Origin of the sequence: Acinetobacter sp. YH12231 (assembly GCF_013417755.1) — a bacterium.
In the GTDB taxonomy this organism is placed as follows: Bacteria; Pseudomonadota; Gammaproteobacteria; order Pseudomonadales; family Moraxellaceae; genus Acinetobacter; species Acinetobacter amyesii.
Genome location: NZ_VPDJ01000004.1, coordinates 26,630 through 45,123 on the forward strand (window position 1 = coordinate 26,630; position 18,494 = coordinate 45,123).

Annotated in this window: 18 protein-coding genes; 5 read left to right on the forward strand and 13 right to left on the reverse strand. The window is 42.7% G+C overall.

Annotated features, from left to right (window positions below):
* The first annotated feature begins 63 nt into the window (after window positions 1–63).
* The 3 genes from ptsP to FTV11_RS02300 all read left to right on the forward strand — a co-directional run bounded on the left by ptsP (window position 64) and on the right by FTV11_RS02300 (window position 3,098).
* On the forward strand, window positions 64–2,361 hold the full coding sequence (gene ptsP, locus FTV11_RS02290; RefSeq protein WP_168377918.1) for a phosphoenolpyruvate--protein phosphotransferase: 2,298 nt from the start codon (window positions 64–66) through the stop codon (window positions 2,359–2,361).
* 79 nt (window positions 2,362–2,440) lie between these two features.
* A complete protein-coding gene (locus FTV11_RS02295; protein ID WP_180048825.1) occupies window positions 2,441–2,869 on the forward strand; it encodes a hypothetical protein in 429 nt (142 codons plus the stop codon).
* Window positions 2,870–2,936: 67 nt separating this feature from the next.
* Entirely contained in the window at window positions 2,937–3,098 is a 162-nt protein-coding gene (locus FTV11_RS02300) for a hypothetical protein (RefSeq protein ID WP_180048824.1), read from the forward strand.
* A gap of 22 nt (window positions 3,099–3,120) precedes the next feature.
* On the opposite strand, the gene FTV11_RS02305 is transcribed toward FTV11_RS02300, so the two are convergent.
* Window positions 3,121–3,321, reverse strand: coding sequence for a hypothetical protein (locus tag FTV11_RS02305; RefSeq protein WP_180042069.1), 201 nt, complete (start codon window positions 3,319–3,321; stop codon window positions 3,121–3,123).
* 195 nt (window positions 3,322–3,516) lie between these two features.
* On the reverse strand, window positions 3,517–5,178 hold the full coding sequence (locus FTV11_RS02310; protein ID WP_180073319.1) for an acyl-CoA dehydrogenase family protein: 1,662 nt from the start codon (window positions 5,176–5,178) through the stop codon (window positions 3,517–3,519).
* A 91-nt stretch (window positions 5,179–5,269) separates the two neighbouring features.
* Here FTV11_RS02310 and FTV11_RS02315 point away from each other — a divergent pair, with 91 nt between their 5' ends.
* Complete coding sequence (locus FTV11_RS02315) at window positions 5,270–5,878, forward strand: TetR/AcrR family transcriptional regulator (protein WP_180073320.1); 609 nt, start codon at window positions 5,270–5,272, stop codon at window positions 5,876–5,878.
* A 204-nt stretch (window positions 5,879–6,082) separates the two neighbouring features.
* Here FTV11_RS02315 and FTV11_RS17025 read toward each other — a convergent pair whose 3' ends face one another.
* Window positions 6,083–6,208, reverse strand: coding sequence for a hypothetical protein (locus tag FTV11_RS17025; protein WP_257223144.1), 126 nt, complete (start codon window positions 6,206–6,208; stop codon window positions 6,083–6,085).
* A 265-nt stretch (window positions 6,209–6,473) separates the two neighbouring features.
* Window positions 6,474–6,761 (reverse strand): hypothetical protein, encoded by a 288-nt coding sequence (locus FTV11_RS02320; RefSeq protein WP_180073321.1) that lies wholly within the window; start codon window positions 6,759–6,761, stop codon window positions 6,474–6,476.
* A 1,046-nt stretch (window positions 6,762–7,807) separates the two neighbouring features.
* On the opposite strand from FTV11_RS02320, the gene FTV11_RS02325 reads away from it, so the two are divergent.
* Window positions 7,808–9,328: a catalase gene (locus FTV11_RS02325; protein ID WP_111884100.1), complete on the forward strand. Its 1,521-nt coding sequence runs from the start codon at window positions 7,808–7,810 to the stop codon at window positions 9,326–9,328.
* A gap of 81 nt (window positions 9,329–9,409) precedes the next feature.
* On the opposite strand, the gene FTV11_RS02330 is transcribed toward FTV11_RS02325, so the two are convergent.
* The 9 genes from FTV11_RS02330 to hcaE form a co-directional block, all read right to left on the reverse strand.
* Window positions 9,410–10,465: an MBL fold metallo-hydrolase gene (locus tag FTV11_RS02330; RefSeq protein ID WP_078192767.1), complete on the reverse strand. Its 1,056-nt coding sequence runs from the start codon at window positions 10,463–10,465 to the stop codon at window positions 9,410–9,412.
* A gap of 60 nt (window positions 10,466–10,525) precedes the next feature.
* Window positions 10,526–11,467, reverse strand: coding sequence for a cation diffusion facilitator family transporter (locus tag FTV11_RS02335; protein ID WP_078192768.1), 942 nt, complete (start codon window positions 11,465–11,467; stop codon window positions 10,526–10,528).
* Between the two features lie 231 nt (window positions 11,468–11,698).
* On the reverse strand, window positions 11,699–12,601 hold the full coding sequence (locus FTV11_RS02340) for a DMT family transporter (protein WP_180021141.1): 903 nt from the start codon (window positions 12,599–12,601) through the stop codon (window positions 11,699–11,701).
* Between the two features lie 434 nt (window positions 12,602–13,035).
* Window positions 13,036–14,271 carry a 3-phenylpropionate/cinnamic acid dioxygenase ferredoxin--NAD(+) reductase subunit gene (hcaD, locus tag FTV11_RS02345; RefSeq protein WP_180024487.1) on the reverse strand — a complete coding sequence of 412 codons (1,236 nt, stop codon included), beginning with the start codon at window positions 14,269–14,271 and terminating at the stop codon, window positions 13,036–13,038.
* Window positions 14,272–14,282: 11 nt separating this feature from the next.
* Window positions 14,283–15,245, reverse strand: coding sequence for a 3-carboxyethylcatechol 2,3-dioxygenase (locus FTV11_RS02350; protein WP_180073322.1), 963 nt, complete (start codon window positions 15,243–15,245; stop codon window positions 14,283–14,285).
* Between the two features lie 65 nt (window positions 15,246–15,310).
* On the reverse strand, window positions 15,311–16,129 hold the full coding sequence (hcaB, locus tag FTV11_RS02355) for a 3-phenylpropionate-dihydrodiol/cinnamic acid-dihydrodiol dehydrogenase (RefSeq protein ID WP_078192772.1): 819 nt from the start codon (window positions 16,127–16,129) through the stop codon (window positions 15,311–15,313).
* A 2-nt stretch (window positions 16,130–16,131) separates the two neighbouring features.
* Window positions 16,132–16,458 (reverse strand): 3-phenylpropionate/cinnamic acid dioxygenase ferredoxin subunit, encoded by a 327-nt coding sequence (gene hcaC / locus FTV11_RS02360; protein WP_067763933.1) that lies wholly within the window; start codon window positions 16,456–16,458, stop codon window positions 16,132–16,134.
* Entirely contained in the window at window positions 16,458–16,976 is a 519-nt protein-coding gene (gene hcaF / locus FTV11_RS02365) for a 3-phenylpropionate/cinnamic acid dioxygenase subunit beta (RefSeq protein WP_067763936.1), read from the reverse strand. The genes hcaC and hcaF overlap by 1 nt, the downstream gene beginning before the upstream one ends.
* Window positions 16,973–18,340, reverse strand: a complete 1,368-nt coding sequence (gene hcaE / locus FTV11_RS02370) for a 3-phenylpropionate/cinnamic acid dioxygenase subunit alpha (protein ID WP_078192774.1) — start codon at window positions 18,338–18,340, stop codon at window positions 16,973–16,975. Before hcaE ends, hcaF begins: the two co-directional genes overlap by 4 nt.
* Window positions 18,341–18,494: the final 154 nt, after the last annotated feature.

Consider the following 18,494-nt stretch of genomic DNA (forward strand, 5'->3'; position numbering starts at 1 on the left):
GATGCAGATTTTTAGGATGAGTGTTGTTATAAATAAAGCAGAATAAATTTTGGAGCAGACACGATGTCGAACATGCAACTGGATACCTTAAGACGCATAGTCCAAGAGATTAATGCGTCGGCCAGTTTGCATGAATCTTTAGACATTATGGTCAATCAAGTGGCCGAAGCCATGCATGTGGATGTCTGCTCAATCTACTTGCTTGATGAACGAAATCATCGTTATTTACTAATGGCTTCTAAGGGTTTAAACCCTGAAGCCGTTGGGCATGTCTCTTTGCATACCAGTGAGGGTTTGGTCGGCTTAGTTGGACAACGTGAAGAAATCGTCAACTTAGACAATGCACCCAAACACGAACGCTTTATGTATCTGCCAGAAACGGGGGAAGAAATTTACAATTCCTTCCTCGGTGTTCCGGTGATGTATCGCCGTAAAGTTATGGGCGTCTTGGTGGTTCAAAACAAAGAGCCTCAAGACTTTAGCGAAGCTGCCGAATCTTTCCTCGTGACCTTGTGCGCTCAACTTTCAGGGGTGATTGCCCATGCACATGCCGTCGGGAATATCGAAGTCTTTCGTAAGCCCAACAACCTCCCTGCCTATAAAACTTTCCAAGGTATTTCTGGTTCAGGCGGTATTGCGCTAGGTCGTGCAGTCATCCTGTATCCACCTGCTGACTTGGCTTCAGTCCCCGATCGTGAAGCCGATGACATCAGTGAAGAACTCGAATTACTCGACAATGCCATAGACGCAGTTCGTCAAGAAATTCTGTCCCTCGATGAAAAAATGCAAGATGCCCTCATGGCCGAAGAACGTGCATTATTTAGCGTGTTCTTGCGAATGCTCGATGCCAATGCCCTCCCCGCGGAAATCAAAAGTGAAATTCGTGACGGTAACTGGGCACAAGGTTCGGTACGCATTGTTATTGATAAACACATTGCGCTGTTTGCACAGATGGAAGATGACTATCTCCGTGAACGTGTTTCAGACTTAAAAGATCTGGGGCGTCGTATCTTGGCTTATTTACAAGAAGCAGATGCCAGTCACCGTGAAATCACCGATGAAAGCATTTTAATTGGTGAGGAAATTTCTACGGCTGCCTTGGTTGAACTCCCTGTCGATAAAATCGCGGCGATTGTGACCACCGAAGGTGCCATGAACTCACACATGGTGATTGTGGCACGTGCCCTCGGCATTCCAACTGTAGTCGGCGTGACTGAACTGCCAATTAATACCCTCGATGATGTCGAAATGATTGTCGATGCACATCAAGGCCGTGTATTCATCAATCCACCTCGTCGTTTACGCACACGCTATAAAGAGATTCAAAAAGAAGAAGAGCAAATTGCCAAAGATCTGAAGCAATACGAAACCAAAGATGCCATCACCCCTGATGGTGTTGCAGTTCGATTGTTTGTAAATACTGGCTTGATGATCGATGTGGTTCGCGGTGTACAACGTGGCGCCAAAGGTGTCGGTCTATACCGTTCTGAAATTCCGTTTATGCTGCGTGATCGCTTCCCTGGTGAAGAAGAACAGCGCGCTATTTATCGTCAACAGCTGAGTCATTTTGCCAATAAACCAGTGGTGATGCGTACCCTCGATATTGGTGCAGATAAAGACCTGCCTTATTTCTCGATTGAAGAAGAAAACTCAGCACTGGGTTGGCGTGGAATTCGCTTTACTCTCGATCATCCTGAGATTTTTTCAGCCCAAATTCGTGCCATGCTCAAAGCCAGTATTGGCCTGAACAACTTGCATATATTGCTGCCGATGGTGACCAGTGTCAGCGAAGTCGAAGAAGCGTTGTATTTGCTCGATCGTGACTGGCAAGCGGTGCAAGAAGAAGAACAGGTGAAAATTACCAAACCCAAAATCGGCATCATGGTCGAAGTGCCGAGTGTGCTGTTACAGATCGATGAGTTTGCTGAATTGGTTGACTTCTTCTCGGTCGGATCAAACGATTTAACCCAATACTTACTTGCGGTTGACCGAAATAACCCACGAGTTGCCAATGTCTATTCACACTCACACCCAGCCGTACTTCGTGCGCTGACTCGCTTGGTGCAAGAATGTCATAAATACGACAAGCCGATTAGTATTTGTGGAGAAATGGCCGGTGATCCACTCACAGCTATTTTACTGATGGCGATGGGCTTTAATACCCTATCGATGAGTTCGAGTAATATCCTCAAAGTCCGTAAAGCCATCTGCCATGTGCCGATGCCAGATGCAAAAGAGCTCTTGGATCGTGCTTTGAGCATGAATAATCCACTGATGGTGAAAAGCATGATGGAGTACTACTTCAAGACTCATGGTCTTGGTGATATGGTGAAATCGGCAACCCGAATCGTGAGTGCTTAAGAACACTCATGTAAAATAATAAAATGAGGTGATGATGGATTTTTTATTTTTTCTGGCTTTTGTCGCAATTGCCTTTTATATGACAAAGATCCATCCGCAACTCAAACAAAAAATGTTAGAGCTGCAACACGATACACCGATTGAAAAAGTATCCTCAACTCGACCTAGACCGTCCCAAGCACAACAAGTCAATATACGCCCAACCAAGCCAACAAAATCCAAAGCTCCGGTCAGCCGCTCTCGTATTCCCCCCTTACTCGGTATAGAAATTACTGCGTCACAGCAGCGCCGCTTAGGTAAAAATGATCCATCGGTACTGGCTGCACAGCGCGCCAAACAGCTAAACCAGACGCATCACACTGACTCAACATGGTTTGAGCAATTGACCAGTCAAGTGGAACACGTACTCCAGCAAACCAATGACGCCTCAAAACATCAAAGTACAGCGTCTAGACCGCAACAAAAATCCGCATTCAACAAAATGTTTGAAGACTTATTTTCAAAATAAGCCGTGTTTTAAGGTTCTACATTTAAATTCAAAACCCATGCGTTCAATCCCGCATGGAACCATCTGAATGAACGTCGGTATCTTATTATTCAACGAAGTTGAAGTCTTAGATGCTGCGGGGATTTCTTCGGGGATCAATGCATCTCTTTATATTGTGGCCAAATTGCATGGCCTAGAGATTGCGAAGCGAACAGTAAAACGTATGGAATATGATGTGAACTTTGTTTAAGCAGATGCTGAAGCCGAATCATTTAGTAGACTACAAACTGAGAAAACACACTGAAATAAAAAGGGAGATAATCATTCGAATATCCCCCTTTTTTGTGCTTTGCATAGCCACGTTTTGCATTTTTCTTTCGATCTACAAAAGTTTGGCTTTTGTTAAAATCGTTCATGTGTTTTGCCACAAAGTTGCGAACTTCAACTTCAGGCAGGACTTTTTTCTTTGCCATTTGCATTCACCTTTTTGCCTATACAGCACCCTCGTACTGTAGTGCATATATTGATCTATTTTTAGATTTTTTCAAGCACTTTCCTATGGCTTTTTGATACAGCGTAGTTAGCCCCAAGGCCATAAAAAAATTGCTTTGCCACATTATTTCCCTCTCCCTAACCCTCTCCCATTGAGAGAGGGAAATACGTTGTATTTAGCTAGCAAAAGCCCGTTCTAATACTCGCTCTACATCGACCTTTTTAGCATCCAGCATGCCCACCACTTGCCCATGTTTCGCACTATAGCGGCTTTGAATAAAACCATTTGCTACATAATCAGGCGCATAGCGTTTCAATAACACCGCTTGTGCAAGTACCGTTAAACGACTGACCAAACTGCGCCCCATAAATTGTAAATCTTCAGGTGATTGATGGAACAACCTGAACAAGTCCTGCAATTCTGTTTGCAAGCTTTCATCTGTACTTGCTGTACTCGCCAAATCTTTAAACAGCACTTCAATAGATTCAGGGTCACGCCCAATCGCACGCAGCACATCTAGGCACATGACATTGCCTGAACCTTCCCAAATGGTATTCACAGGTGCTTCTTTAAAGATGCGCGCCATGATGCCGTTATCGACATAGCCATTGCCGCCAAAGACTTCCATCATCTCCCCTGTTAGCTCTACGGTACGCTTACAAATCCAAAACTTGGCTGCTGGGGTCATGATGCGTTTCCATGCCACAGACAAAGTATCATCCGATTCATAGCACTGCGCCAAATGGAAACTGAGCTGCGTCGCTGCTTCACTTTCTAAAGCCAAATCTGCCAAGACTGCACGCATAAGCGGTTGATCAATCAAATGTTTACCAAAAGCCTGACGCTGACGGGTATAGGCAATGCATTGCACCAAAGCTTGACGCAGCATGGCGCTCGAACCGACCGAACAGGTCAGACGGGTGTAATTCGCCATTTCAATAATGGTTGGAATGCCTCGCCCTGCCTCACCAATCATAATGCCCCATGCATTTTTGAATTCGACTTCCGAGCTTGAGTTACTGCGATTCCCGACTTTTTCTTTTAAGCGCTGTACCTGAATATTATTCTTGCTGCCATCTTCCAACCAACGTGGCACAAAGAAGCACGCCAAGCCATCTTGTTCGGTTTTTGCCACCACCAAATGCGCATCACACATCGGCGCAGAGAAAAACCATTTATGCCCTGTGAGCAAATAAGCCTTGCCTCGTCCTGTTTCTGCTACAGGCACGGCAATGGTTTCATTGGCGCGTACATCCGAACCGCCCTGCTTTTCGGTCATGCCCATACCGAGCCAAATCGACTTTTTCTTCGCGATGGGTACATCACGTTCATCATATTCCGTCGATAATAGTTTCTCGCCAATTTTCGCCCATAGTTCAGGTTCACGTTGAATTAAGGGAATACTGCCCAGCGTCATGGAGTTCGGACATAAATTGCCACACTCGACCTGACCTGCGAGATAAAAACGTGCTGCCCATTCCACCCATTTAGTCTTGGAGTTAGGCTGATTAAAAGGATGCGCATGGGTATCAAACTGACGGTTGAGTCCCATCCATTTATGCCATGAAGGATGAAATTCGATAAAGTCAGTACGGCGACCACGAGCATCGAAGGCATGTAAAATTGGGGTATGTTTGTTGGCTAAAGCCCCATGCTGAAAGTATTCACTCGAACCTGCGACTTTGCCCATTTCGCATAAGATCGGCTGATCGTGGCTGCCATAGCGCTTTAAGATTTCATGTAAAACCGTATCGCTTGAAAATAGATTGTAGTTTTCCAGTTCATCAAATTGGTTGCTGATTTGATGCGTCATCCATGTCTGTTCTAATGTATTCATCGTCTATATTTTCCGCTTGTTCTTGTTGGCTTTTCATTTCAGTATAGAGAAAATTTAAAGCATAGACGTTCGGTTTTCCGCGCTTAAAAATATGAAGCATTCAGCCATTCAAATACGGCGTAAGCCACGTCAATCACGTGCAAAACTGACGCAAGAAGCCTTACAGGACAGTTTTGTTCGGCTTTTGCATGAGCGCCCTGCCAGCCAAATTACCATTCGGGAGATTACCGACCTTGCAGGCGTGGGCTTGGGAACCTTTTATGAATATTTTTCGAAGAAGGAAGATTTGATTGCGTTGACCATTCATTTGCATGTGAAACACAATGCGGAAAGCTTAAAAAGTTATGCACAAAGCTTGATCAAGTTATCCACAGATTTGGAGTTTCAGACGTATTTGGAGCGCATTATTCACTTTCAAATTGAGCAAATTCAAGCACAGCAGTTTTTATGGTCACAGGTGTTTTTGTTAGAACGGCAGATTTCAGATATTGAAAGTTACCGTAAGAGTTATGCCATGATGGTGCAAATGTGGCGCAGTATGCTTGAGCCATTTATACAGGATGATGAACAGCTCAAACAGATGGCTTTAAATATGCAGCGGGTGTGTTATGGCTTTGTGTCGCAAACTTTATTGATTGAGCCTGATTTTGGGGAGTGGGATGAATTAAAGCGAGATATAATTCATATGTTGCGCGATTAGACTTCGCGGACAAGTCTAATGATGTTTCAAATGCATCGGTGAATAAAATAAAGTCATGTTATTTACAAAAAATCGGCTCTTAAACCAGTTATTTTAGATATTTAGGAAATTCATTTTTACGGTAGAAGAAAATCATTCATCACTTGTTTCATCCGTCAATAAAAGTGCTTTAGAAGTTAAGCTTTTATTGCCAGCTTACTTGTCTCATTTATACGCCTTTGCAATGCTGGCCAGTTGTAAGCTCTTTAAAAATTCAGCCGTATATTTTGGACTATGGCCTAATGCACCACGATGATAGCCATTTGGGATCGCCTGATAGACTACTGGCAATTTTTATTTGCACACTTTCTGGTAATAACTTTGAGTACCAAGGTGATCGACAAATGGTCTGCGGCGCCTTAAACAAACATCAGTGTTACGGTTAGGGTCATATATTCAATCGACTGCCGTTTTAAATAGCTTGGGGATGGCCTTAAGTCTGAATTTTTTAAAAGATTGGCTGAGGTGCTTATTTTAACTAATTTTTTTATTTCTGATAAACAACGTTTACGGGCCTGATTTAGTAAAGACTTCATATCTGGACTAACCTGTTGATCTACATTGATCGATCTGCTTCGGCTGCTCCCAACAACACGATGGGGAAAAATGCCGCTACGTTGGTATCTGGGTTTGGATTGGTTTCTACGTATTCAGCAATACATTCATATTGATAACCACCCGGTGCCAAGGGTATTGCAGCTTTAAAATTTAATTCAAGCGCATCTTTTTGCTCCTGAGCTGCAACCGCAATCACAGCTGCACCACCTTGACTATGCCCCATCACCATCCAGTCTTTATTAAATTGCTTCGACTTGCAAGAATGCAGTGCATGTACAGAATGCACCAAATTATAAACTTAACTGACTACATTCATATGAGGGCGCAGTTTTAGCTTACCCAGTCCTTATAATCTGTTGCAACCACTACATAGCCATGCCTCAAACAACTGTCGATTGCACCATCTATGACTAGTTGCAAACTATATACAGGCCCATTGTATAATCACTTGAAGGAGCACTTGTATCAGCCACACAGTCGTGCCATGTGCTCATGCCAATACGGTCCAGTCTTGTTTAAGTGCTTATCCTTTTGGCAGTAAAATATATCCCGAGGTCAAAATGGGTTCGCCATTAACCCCCTCAACTACGATATGCGATCACGTAAGGTTGCCTAGTATGTTGATATGATATAAGAATCGATTCACGCTGGAGTGACAACACCTGACCTGACAACACCTGACCTGACAACAATAAAGATAGCTGTAACAACTAGCATCACCCCATAAAGAATTTATTTACAATTTTCTAAAACAACTTAGACCACTTGCCAATATTTCTTCAGCTGTATTTTTAGCTTATTTTAAGTATTAAATAATGTCTTTAATGTTGAAAATCTCTGCAATATTAACAACATAAAATGTCTTTCATTAACTAGAATCAGCTAAAAAACCTATATGAAGGCAAAAAACCATAATAAAAATATGGATTTAATTAGTTCGTCCTCTTCTACCTATCATAGCAACATATTTGAGTTTAATTCATGGATAAAATATTAAAACAAAATATATAAATAAATAATATAAATTCAATAACTTAATCAATCGAATTAACCATTTATACAAAACTATTTTTCCATTTGTCAAAAGCCACAGAAAGCTTTAGAGTCATTAAGTATATAGAGATTTTTAAGCTTTTAACGGCTACAGTTTTATAACTTCTCTTCGATTGATTGCTGCTTGAAAAATTTTAGAATAAGAGAAAAACTGTTGTCACATTGTCACTTTAAAATGAATTAACAAAACGGTTAAGGTCATGTGCTGTTGAGCGTGTTATCAATTGAAGGGTTATAACTCCCAACTTTAATACATGATTATAATAATGGAGATACTCAATGAGCGACGACGTTAAAAAATGTCCTGTCACCCACCTAACAACTGATGCTGGTGCTCCTGTTGTAGACAACCAGAACAGTATGACGGCAGGTGCACGTGGTCCTTTGCTTGCCCAAGACCTATGGCTTAATGAAAAACTCGGTAATTTCGTTCGTGAAGTAATTCCAGAGCGTCGTATGCATGCCAAAGGTTCTGGTGCTTTCGGTACGTTTACCGTGACTAACGATATTACCCAATATACCCGCGCTAAAATTTTCTCAGAAGTTGGTAAAAAAACTGAACTTTTTGCTCGTTTTTCTACCGTAGCAGGTGAGCGTGGTGCTGCAGATGCAGAACGCGATATTCGTGGTTTTGCCCTGAAATTCTATACTGAAGAAGGTAACTGGGATTTAGTTGGTAATAACACCCCTGTCTTCTTCCTACGTGATGCTCGTAAATTCCCTGACTTAAACAAAGCAGTAAAACGCGATCCTAAAACCAATAAGCGTAGTGCAACTAATAACTGGGATTTTTGGACTTTACTACCTGAAGCTCTACACCAAGTTACTATTGTGATGTCTGACCGCGGTATTCCAGATGGTTACCGTCATATGCATGGTTTTGGCAGTCATACTTTCAGTTTTATTAATGCCAATAATGAACGCTTCTGGGTTAAATTCCACATGCGCACTCAACAAGGCATTAAAAACTTAACCGATGCTGAAGCTGAAGCGATTATTGCCAAAGACCGTGAAAGCTCACAAACCGATCTGTTCAATGCAATTGAACGCGGCGATTTTCCAAAATGGAAAATGTACGTTCAAATCATGCCTGAACTTGATGCAGAAAAAGTACCTTATCACCCATTTGATTTAACCAAAGTATGGCCTAAAGGCGACTATCCGTTGATTGAAGTGGGTGAATTCGAACTCAACCGTAACCCTGAAAACTATTTCCAAGATGTTGAACAAGCCGCTTTTGCACCAAGTAACTTGGTGCCGGGCATTAGCTTCTCACCTGACCGTATGCTGCAAGCGCGTTTATTCAACTATGCTGATGCTGCACGTTATCGCGTGGGTGTAAACCATTACCAAATTCCTGTAAATGCACCACGTTGCCCTGTTCATTCCAACCGTCGTGATGGTCAAGGCCGTATGGATGGTAACTATGGTGCAACACCGCATTATGAACCAAACAGCTTCAGCCAATGGCAAGAGCAACCACAATACAAAGAACCACCATTGAAAATTACTGGTGATGCTGACTTGTGGGATTACCGCGAAGATGACAGCGACTATTTCAGTCAACCACGTGCATTATTCAACTTAATGAATGATGAACAAAAACAAGCATTGTTTAATAACACTGCTGGCGCAATGGGCGATGCACTCGACTTCATCAAATATCGTCATATCCGTAACTGTTACGCATGTGATCCAGCTTATGGTGAAGGTGTTGCAAAAGCATTAGGCTTAACTGTAGCGGATGCGCAAGCTGCTCGTGCAACTGATCCAGCTCAAGGTAATCCAGGCTTGCTTTAAGTTTTATCTTTGAATAAAAAAACCACCTTTTAAGGTGGTTTTTTCTTGGCATTAAATATTCCAATTACCGTCTATTAATCCTTAAACAATCAATTTTTTGCCTTCATGCATGGTTAAAAATGGATTCATTAACTTTGATGTTTTTCGCATTGCATGATGTAAGTCATGTTCAGGTTGGTCTCTAGCTTCATCAGTCAACTGAAAAGTCCGATAATGCATTGCCAATGAACATTTTGACTGTAAATCTTTATGCGCCTGAAAAGCTTCTTCGGGATTCATGTGCAAATATTTCATTAAACGACGTGGCTCATAAGCTCCAATCGGTAATAACGCTACTCGGGGTGCACCTAAGCGTGTATGGATTTGTTTGAAATGTGCGGCATAGCCCGTATCTCCAGCAAAGAAGAAATGTCCTGTACTATGCACGATGGAAAAACCTCCCCATAAGGCATGATTTTGATCTCGCCAACCACGACCTGAACCATGCTGTGCAGGCGTATAAACGATACGCAAATCTTCAAACATTTCCGATTGCCACCAATCAAGTTCAATGACATTGAAATGTGTGGGTAAATAATAAGCATTGCCTAAACCAGTATAAATCGGCATAGCAAATTGTTCATGTAACCAATTCAAGGTTGCTAAATCCATATGATCATAATGATTATGGCTCAGTAAAACCCCATGAATTGTAGGTAATTCTTCTAAGGCAATTCCTGCAGGACAAGCACGTCGTGGTCCAGTCCCTTGACGTGGGCCTGCATACTCCGCCCATACAGGATCGGTCAAAAAATTATATGGCCCAATTTGAATCAAAACCGTCGCATGTCCGACAAACCAAACCAACCAATCATCCATTTTAGCCAATGGCCGATTGTGCGGAATGCTACGCGAAGAAGCAAAAAACTGTTGGTATTCTTGCTCACGATCTACTTTCCATGTATCGCTTTTACGCGTCATGATCCATTTCAGCATATCTTTACGCGTAAACGCATCTGGATTTCGAAGGGTATTAAAGAATTTTTCCCCATTAAAATGGTCAGTTGCCAGATAATCAAATACAGGCTTCGTCCACGTATGTTTCATACAGCTTTTAGTACTGATTTGAAACTGTGCTGATTGAGTTTTTTGATTCATGTGTATTTAAAATTCATTCACTATGCTGACAAACCTTGCAAAGTATTTAACCTCGCAGACCTATTGATCAAGACGACCTTTCATGCGCTCAAGCCAAACCTTCCGAGATTGAGGCTTGACAAAGAGTGCCACAATTTCAGGATGAAGCTGTTTAATTTGTGCTTCAATTCTGTTGACACAAGCTTCTATATCATCTGACGTTAAATTATCTTTAAATTCAAGACTCAAAGATGCCAAAACTTGATGTGCACCCATCTGCTCTGTTAACACCCCATTGGCAGAATGCACTGCTGGATCTTGCTCTGCAACCATCAAGACATTATGTCTCAATTGTGGGTCAGCAGTTTCTCCCATGAGCAATCCTTTAGTCTCACGTGCAAGTAAAATTGCTGAAATAGCGAGTACAACCCCAATTAGAATTGATGCCAGACCATCAAGCATTGGCATATTCAGCGCGTGTGATAAATAGATACCGATCAGGGCAATAAACAGACCAATCAGCGCTGCTGAATCTTCAAATAACACGGTAAATGTCGTCGGATCTTTACTGCGTCGAAATGCTTCAAAATAGCCCTGTTTCCCTTTGATTTTACGAAATGCTTTCAATGCCACAAACCAAGAGGTCCCTTCACACAAAATCGCAATACCTAACACGATATAATTAATCATCGGATTTTGCATTTCTTCGGGGTGATAAATATGACTAATCCCTTGATAAATCGACACGATCGCACCCAAAGCAAAGACCATCAACGCCACAATAAACGCCCAAAAATACAGCTCTCTCCCATAGCCAAACGGATGGCGTGCATTTGCTGGCTGCTGCGATTTTTTCATACCGTAGAGCAGTAAGATTTCATTTAAAGTATCAACCACAGAGTGAATGGCTTCACTCAACATGGCCGAACTATTCGTGATGTAGGCAGCGACAAACTTCACCAGTGCAATCGCTAAATTGCCGAAGAGCGCTGCATATACCACGATTTTGTTAGATTCAGACATGTAAAATTGTCCTAAATTTATTTTTATCAAACAGATCTATTTGATTTTATAGCTCATTCCATAGTACTCAAACTGACTGTAGCTGTTGTTTGTTATTTTGTTGTTTTTACACCAACTGTCGATTGTTTCGACAATGCCATCATGTTCCATGTGAAACACGCTCTTTAGCGCAAAGGTATAGAAAAAAAAAGAAAGCCGCAGCTTCCTTATAATTCTGTAGATGTACACGGTTCAACGTACTTTATTAAAATATTGCTCGCGCCACTCTTTCCAAAAGTACATCACAATACCAAACATCACGACCACGATTCCAACAAAGGCATTGGAGCTAATATGTTCACTGTTCAACGTCGCTCCCAAAACCAATGCTATGACAGGTGTCATCACATTACTGAGTGACACCGTTGATGCGGCCAAACGTTTGATCAGCCAGAAGTAACACAGCATCGCCACAATCGATGACATGATCATGGTAAAGACAAAACCTATCATGGCACGGCCGCTTGGCAATTCGGTTGGAAAATGCTGCCAGATAAAAGGAATGATGAGTACCGAACCCAAGGCAGAAACAATCAGAGAACCTGTTGCCTGAGACATCGGTTTTAACGGTGCGTTAATCTGTTTCACCCAAAAAATCGAACTGATATATGACACCATGCTGATTAGCATCAGTACAACGCCAATTGGATTGACTTTGCTATCAGCAGAATCTGCAAAGACAAAAGTTAGACCTCCCACTGCAACCGCCATGCCCAACCACTGCAAAGCGACCAATTTATGTGTTTTTAAAATTACATGCCCAATCAAACCGGCAATTAAGGGTGAAAAACCAAAAATCAGTGCCATTAAACCAGAGGTGAGATAATTGGCTGCGAGATAAATAAACAACTGTGCGCCAATCAAATTCAAACTCCCTGCCACATAACTTTTTAATGAGGTTTCATCAAACGGCAAAGGATCACGCATCAATTTCAACAGAAACAGCGCAATAATAGATGCGCCGAAGTAACGGATAATCAACACCCACATCGGATGTATTTCCTGCACACTCCACACAATCGCGAGCGGCGTCGTCGCCCAAATCAGTACCAAAAGAGCATATATACTTGCCGTCAGCGGCAGTGAAGATTTCATTTCATTCTCAAATTTGATTGTTCTAACGACTTAACCTGAAACTCACTATTCAGATCTGGAACTACTCGTAAGACCAGTAACTAATAAAGTTTAAGACCAATTATTGCTCTCCACTTTATCAACTAAATTGGAGGCGGTATGAATGCCACCCGATCGTTTGGGGTATAAGGACTTCTCTTCAAACGATCAATAATCTCCCCTAACCCCTCTTTAAAAAAAGAGGGGGAATCATCCAAACGAAATCCATTCTTCACAAAGACTACTCCCTCCTTTGAAAAAGGAGGGCTGGGAGGATTAAAACCGTTGAATAGAACTATATAAGCTAAAACTGTATACATGGACTACAAAATAGCTTTATAAGTGCGATGCTAAAACTAAAGACATAAAAAAACAGACCTACGTTACCGTAAGTCTGCTCCTCTTAGACATTCAGCTTACTTTACAAGTTTACGTAAATCTTGGCTTAAATCTAAATATTTATCCGCTTCAAACGCCGCATTCTTGCTAATCAATTTTTTCAAATGACGCATCTCTTTCGCAGCATTCACAGTGATACCACCCACGATTACACCGTCAGTAACACCAAACAAAACAAATGATGATTCTGCAGCTAATTCAGGATTTACTTCGCCACGTGCAATCCATTCGCTTGCAGCCATATCACCCACAAATTGATAGTTGATATTCAATTGATCTGTCCAGAACCACGCTGGATTTGGGGTTGGATGTTCAACACCCATTACATGACGAGCAAAGATACCTGCTTGCAAGTTCGCATTTTCCCAAGTTTCGACACGACGGTGGTTACCACAGTCACGAAGCTGAGTCGCAACGTCACCCGCTGCATAAATATCTGGATGCGAAGTTTGGCAGTTATCATTCACTTTAATGGCAAAATCAACGTCTAAACCTGCATCAACCGCAAGTTGAGCATTTGGCACAATGCCAATACCATAGATCACTGCATCGGCACGAAGTTCTTCACCGCCTTCAAGCGTGATCACCACTTCTTCGCCATCAAGCTTACAGTCAGCAATAGAAGTCGAAAGACGAACATCTACACCTGCAAGACGTTGCTGTGCCAATAAGAATTCACTTAAAACACGTGGAGATGAACGACCCATGACCATCGGACCCATTTCAATCACGGTCACGATACAGTCTTTAGAACGTGCTGAAGAAGCAAGCTCAAGACCAATCACACCACCGCCGATCAATACAATACGGCGACCCGCTTGTAATACAGGCACCAATGCTTGTGAATCTTCAAGGTTACGTAAGGTATAAACGTGTTTACCCAAAGCATCGAAATTCGGTAAACGGCGTGCTGCACCACCGGTTGCTAGAAGCAACTTGTCAAATGCAACAATTTCGCCATTTTTCAGTTCAACTGTTTTTGCATCGCTATGGATTTTCACAACGCCATTGCCACGAATATGTTCAACACCGAGTTCTGCCAATTTTTCTTCTGACAGAATTTCGATTTTGGTCTCTTCAGGTTTTAGAATTACGTCTTTAGACAAAGGCGGACGTTCATAAGGAAGATGTGTTTCATCACCCACCAAAATGATTTTGCCTTCATACTTGTTCGCACGGAGTTCTAAAATGGCGCTAGCACCAGCTTGACCAGCTCCAACAATAACGATGGTTTCGATACCATTTTGGCTCATGGGTATATTCCTTATTTCAATTCTGCAGATACGATGCCGAAGCCCGCAATCCACTCACTAATATCTTCGTAGCAATGTGTAGTCATGTCGTATTCGCCCACTTCATGCAGTGCAGCAAATGCAGCCATCCAAGAACGAACTTCTTGACCACCACGACCGCCCTCGGCACGAATTTCAGCTTCAGTCATCGCTTCAATGGCAGCAAAGTCAGCTTTGGCGAACGTTGCGAGGAGTGCGCGGTCCCATTCAGGATTTAAAGGCACTGCGACAGAAGTATCACCCGCTGCGAGTTTTTGGCCGACAGCAATGATTTTGCCTTGACGTGTATTACGTGCCTCTTCAGTTGGGTTACGACCTGCAATCAAGAACTCTTCCACTTCAGGTGGAACTGAACCCATTTGCGGTGTTGGTGGATCATGTGAAAGACCACCTGTACCCAAAATCAATACACGTTCATTTTCAAGGTTCAGAGATTTGATGAACTGACCTACAGCACGGCCTAAAGCGATGGTACGCTTCGTAGTTGGCATCGGTGCAGCAGCACCATTGATAAAAATTGGAATCGTTGGATAACGATCAAGCTTACCACCACAAAGGAAATGTAATGGTTGAGTCACACCGTGGTCTGCCTGCATACGATAAGAGTATGCAACATCGACACCTTCATCCAATACGCGACGAACCAGACTAATTGCTGTTTCTTCAGGCACATTAATGTGGTCATTGTCTTTACCATAATCCCAATCACCTGCTGCTTTGGCACGAATACCGACGCAGAAAGATGGCATGAGGTCATAGAAGAAACCATTGAAATGGTCTGGACCAAAAGTAATGATCAATGTTGGATTATAGTCTTCAACTTCTTTAGCGAGTTTGGCAAAAGTTTCGCGAACTTTTTCCTCTTTGTATTTCTCTTGCGGAGAAGCGAATTCCATTAGGGGACTGTGCGATGCACAAATAAGTTTAACGGCCATGGGTGACTCCTAAACGGAAGGCAGCCAAGACGGCTGCCGAGTAAGTCCTTTACGTATTTGGCGAATTAAATCTCGTCAAAGAAGCCAGCACGTGGTTGACGTAAACCACGGATACCCAGACCACATTCAGCATTAATTAAAACACCAGTTAATGGGCGGTTGTTTTGACGAGAAGCCAATAACACGTATGAACCAGTCATATCTTCAGGTTCGGGTAAGAAATTGAGCGGCATGCCGCGTGCAATCTTCTCAGGATCACGTGCATCGAGTAGACCGAGGTTTTCTTGGCCTAAAGAAGCAGCACCTTTGATGTTTACATTCATACCCGACGGAGCAACAGCGTTCACTCGTACTTTAGGCGCAAGCTCGTAGGCTAATTCTTTCATGATCCCAACGCCAGCATGCTTAGACGCTGTGTATACAGGGCCTCCGCCTGCCGAATACAGTGCTGAGTTAGACAAAGTAAATATGATAGAACCTTCCGAAGCTATCAATGCATCAAGTGCAGCTTTGGCACCTAAGATGAGAGATTTGGTGTTAATACCCATAATCTCATCAAAAGCTTTTTCCAGCTGTTCACCCGATGTATTGACGATATCTGCGTAATGATCCCAGATACCTGCGTTTCCGACGAAACAGTCAAGTTTGCCATAATGTTCTACAGTTGCTTGAACTGCACGAACATTATCCTCATAGCTGGCTACATCTCCTGCGATCGCAAGCACGCGGTCACCAAAATGTTCTTTCAATGCATCAACTTTCGATTGAGAACGTTGAAGAACAGCAACTTGTGCACCTTCTTCTAAGAAACGTTCAACCAATGCCCAGCCTAAGCCTGAACCACCACCGGTAATAAGTGCAACTTCGCCTTGTAGCCAACCCATGATTACTCTCCTGCCATCTCTACGTATAAAGCACCATCTTCAACAATCACAGGGAATGTCTTGATAGGATCTGTTGCTGGTAAGCATAATGCTTGACCAGTTTTCAAACAGAATCGAGCCGAATGAAGTGGACATTCAACAGTGCCATCATCTTCAAGGTAACCTTCAGACATTGAAGCATTACCATGTGAACAACGGTCGTTCATCGCGAAAAATTCGCCATTGTTGTTGAATACTGCAAGCGCATCGATACCGTTAACGCCGCAATCTACTTTCAATGCTTCGCCTTCGTCTAATTCGTCAACTTGGCAAACAAAAATCTTATTCATTAGAAGAACACGCTCAGGTTATGTGAGTTGTAAGTCACCTGATCAAGGGTAATCTTACGGTTGAAGATTTCGAAACCTTGCTCAGTGTCGACTTTGCGGATCTTGTCGTGACGCTTACCACAGTAGATTGTTACATCTTTCTCTTTCTGGGTGCGGTACAACAAGTACGTTACGTAAACGTCGTATTCACCTTCAACTTCTGTCGCTTCAACAATCACATTTGAAACCATGTGTGTTGTACGTGAAGGAGGTTCTTCAGCCCAAGCCATACCTGTCTCTAAACGAGCTACACGGCGTTCCAACAAATCTTTAGTATCGTTAAATACCCAAGTTGTTGGCGGCTCAATCGAACGACGACGGTCACGTGTTTGCGCGTTTGGTGTTGTGCGTAACGTATAAGAAATATCTTCAGCTAATACAGCTAACCAATCGCGGAACTTCCAATCGTCAAGCAATTTTGCTTCACGATAAAGAAACTGACTAATTTGGTGATGGAGTTCTAAACTAATTTGACTCATTTCATAAGCTCCTTCTCATATTCGTCAGCCGCAGCTTCAACGTCTTCCCATTTTTCATGAATCAATAAATCTGCCCAACGGCGGTACATACCACGTGCTGCAGTCTCAGAGAAAATATAGTTAGTGATACCCGGGATACCATCTTCACGTACTTTCTCGTTGCCTTTACCCATTTCCATAATGAGTTTGTTTTGACGTGCTTTATAACCACGTAATACTTTTTGGATTTCGATCCAGTTTTCAGAGTCATCTTGCTCTAGGAAACCAGCAGGACCGAAGGCACGTGTTGCAGAACGTTCAAATGCTGCTTGTACATCTTCTGGCGCGTCCGCATCACAGATACAGAATGCCCATACTTCAGTCTTGTTTGGACCACGTGGGTGCCATACACGAAGCGTTGCAGTACCGTTCAACCAAGACAATGTTGGGAACATGGTGTTGTGACCAGCAAGACGCAGTGCACGAGTTTCACCTAGGCGTTCTTTCACTTCTTCATACGTTTCACGGAAGTAGTTTGCTACTTCACCATCCACCCATACGTTTGCGTCTGGTTTCTCAGTGAAGAAGAAGCCTGAACCGTGACCACGTGAACCGTATTGGATCGCGTCTTTGGCAGTTTCCCAAACTGGACGGGCAGTTTGTGCAGCACCTAATTTCTTAGAAGATTCATCATCTGGTTTAGCACCAAGCACCTGAATCGCAGATGCATGAGAGAACAACGCGTGGTATTGGTCAGAAGCGAACTGTTCAGCTGCAAATTTCCAGTTACAGTCGATTTCCCATTTGTGTACACCACCAACGATCACAGTACCACCTTCACGACGGTCTACAACGCCGTCCAGGTACCAAGCGATATCGCCCATGTATTCTTCTAGATCTGGAGTTGTTTCATCCCAGCAGCCGAATACTAAGCCTTTGTATGATTTAACACGGTTAACTTCTACCAGACCCCATTGCTCTTTACATGCACCATGTGGGTAAGCACGATCTTCAAGCGGGATATCTTTTAGAGAACCGTCAATACCGTAAGACCAGCCATGGTACGGGCAAGTAAATGCACGTGTATTACCACAGTCTGCGAAGCTCACACGCATAGAGCGGTGACGACATTGGTTTAAGAATGCTTTGATTGAGCCGTCTTTTTGGCGTGCCACGATAATCGGATCTTCACCCATGTAGGTATTGAAGAAATCGCCGGCTTTAGGAATTTGGCTCTCATGGCATAGGAATAACCATGTACGACCGAACACACGTTCTAATTCAAGTTCGTAAATGTCTGGATCGGTATAGATAGATGGCGTGATACGTCCATTTTGTGCATCGACCAAAGCATCGATTTCGCGCACATCAATTTTTCCACTCATGAAAAGCTCTCCTGTGACCAGTAAGGCACAAAGTAATAGACTCAACTTTTCAACGATGATGGATTTTAGAGCGATATTCGGGAAATATTTATTTTGTTTTAATTAAGAGATTTTATGGATTATTACGGTAGATTTTTTTTATGGCATTTTTTTT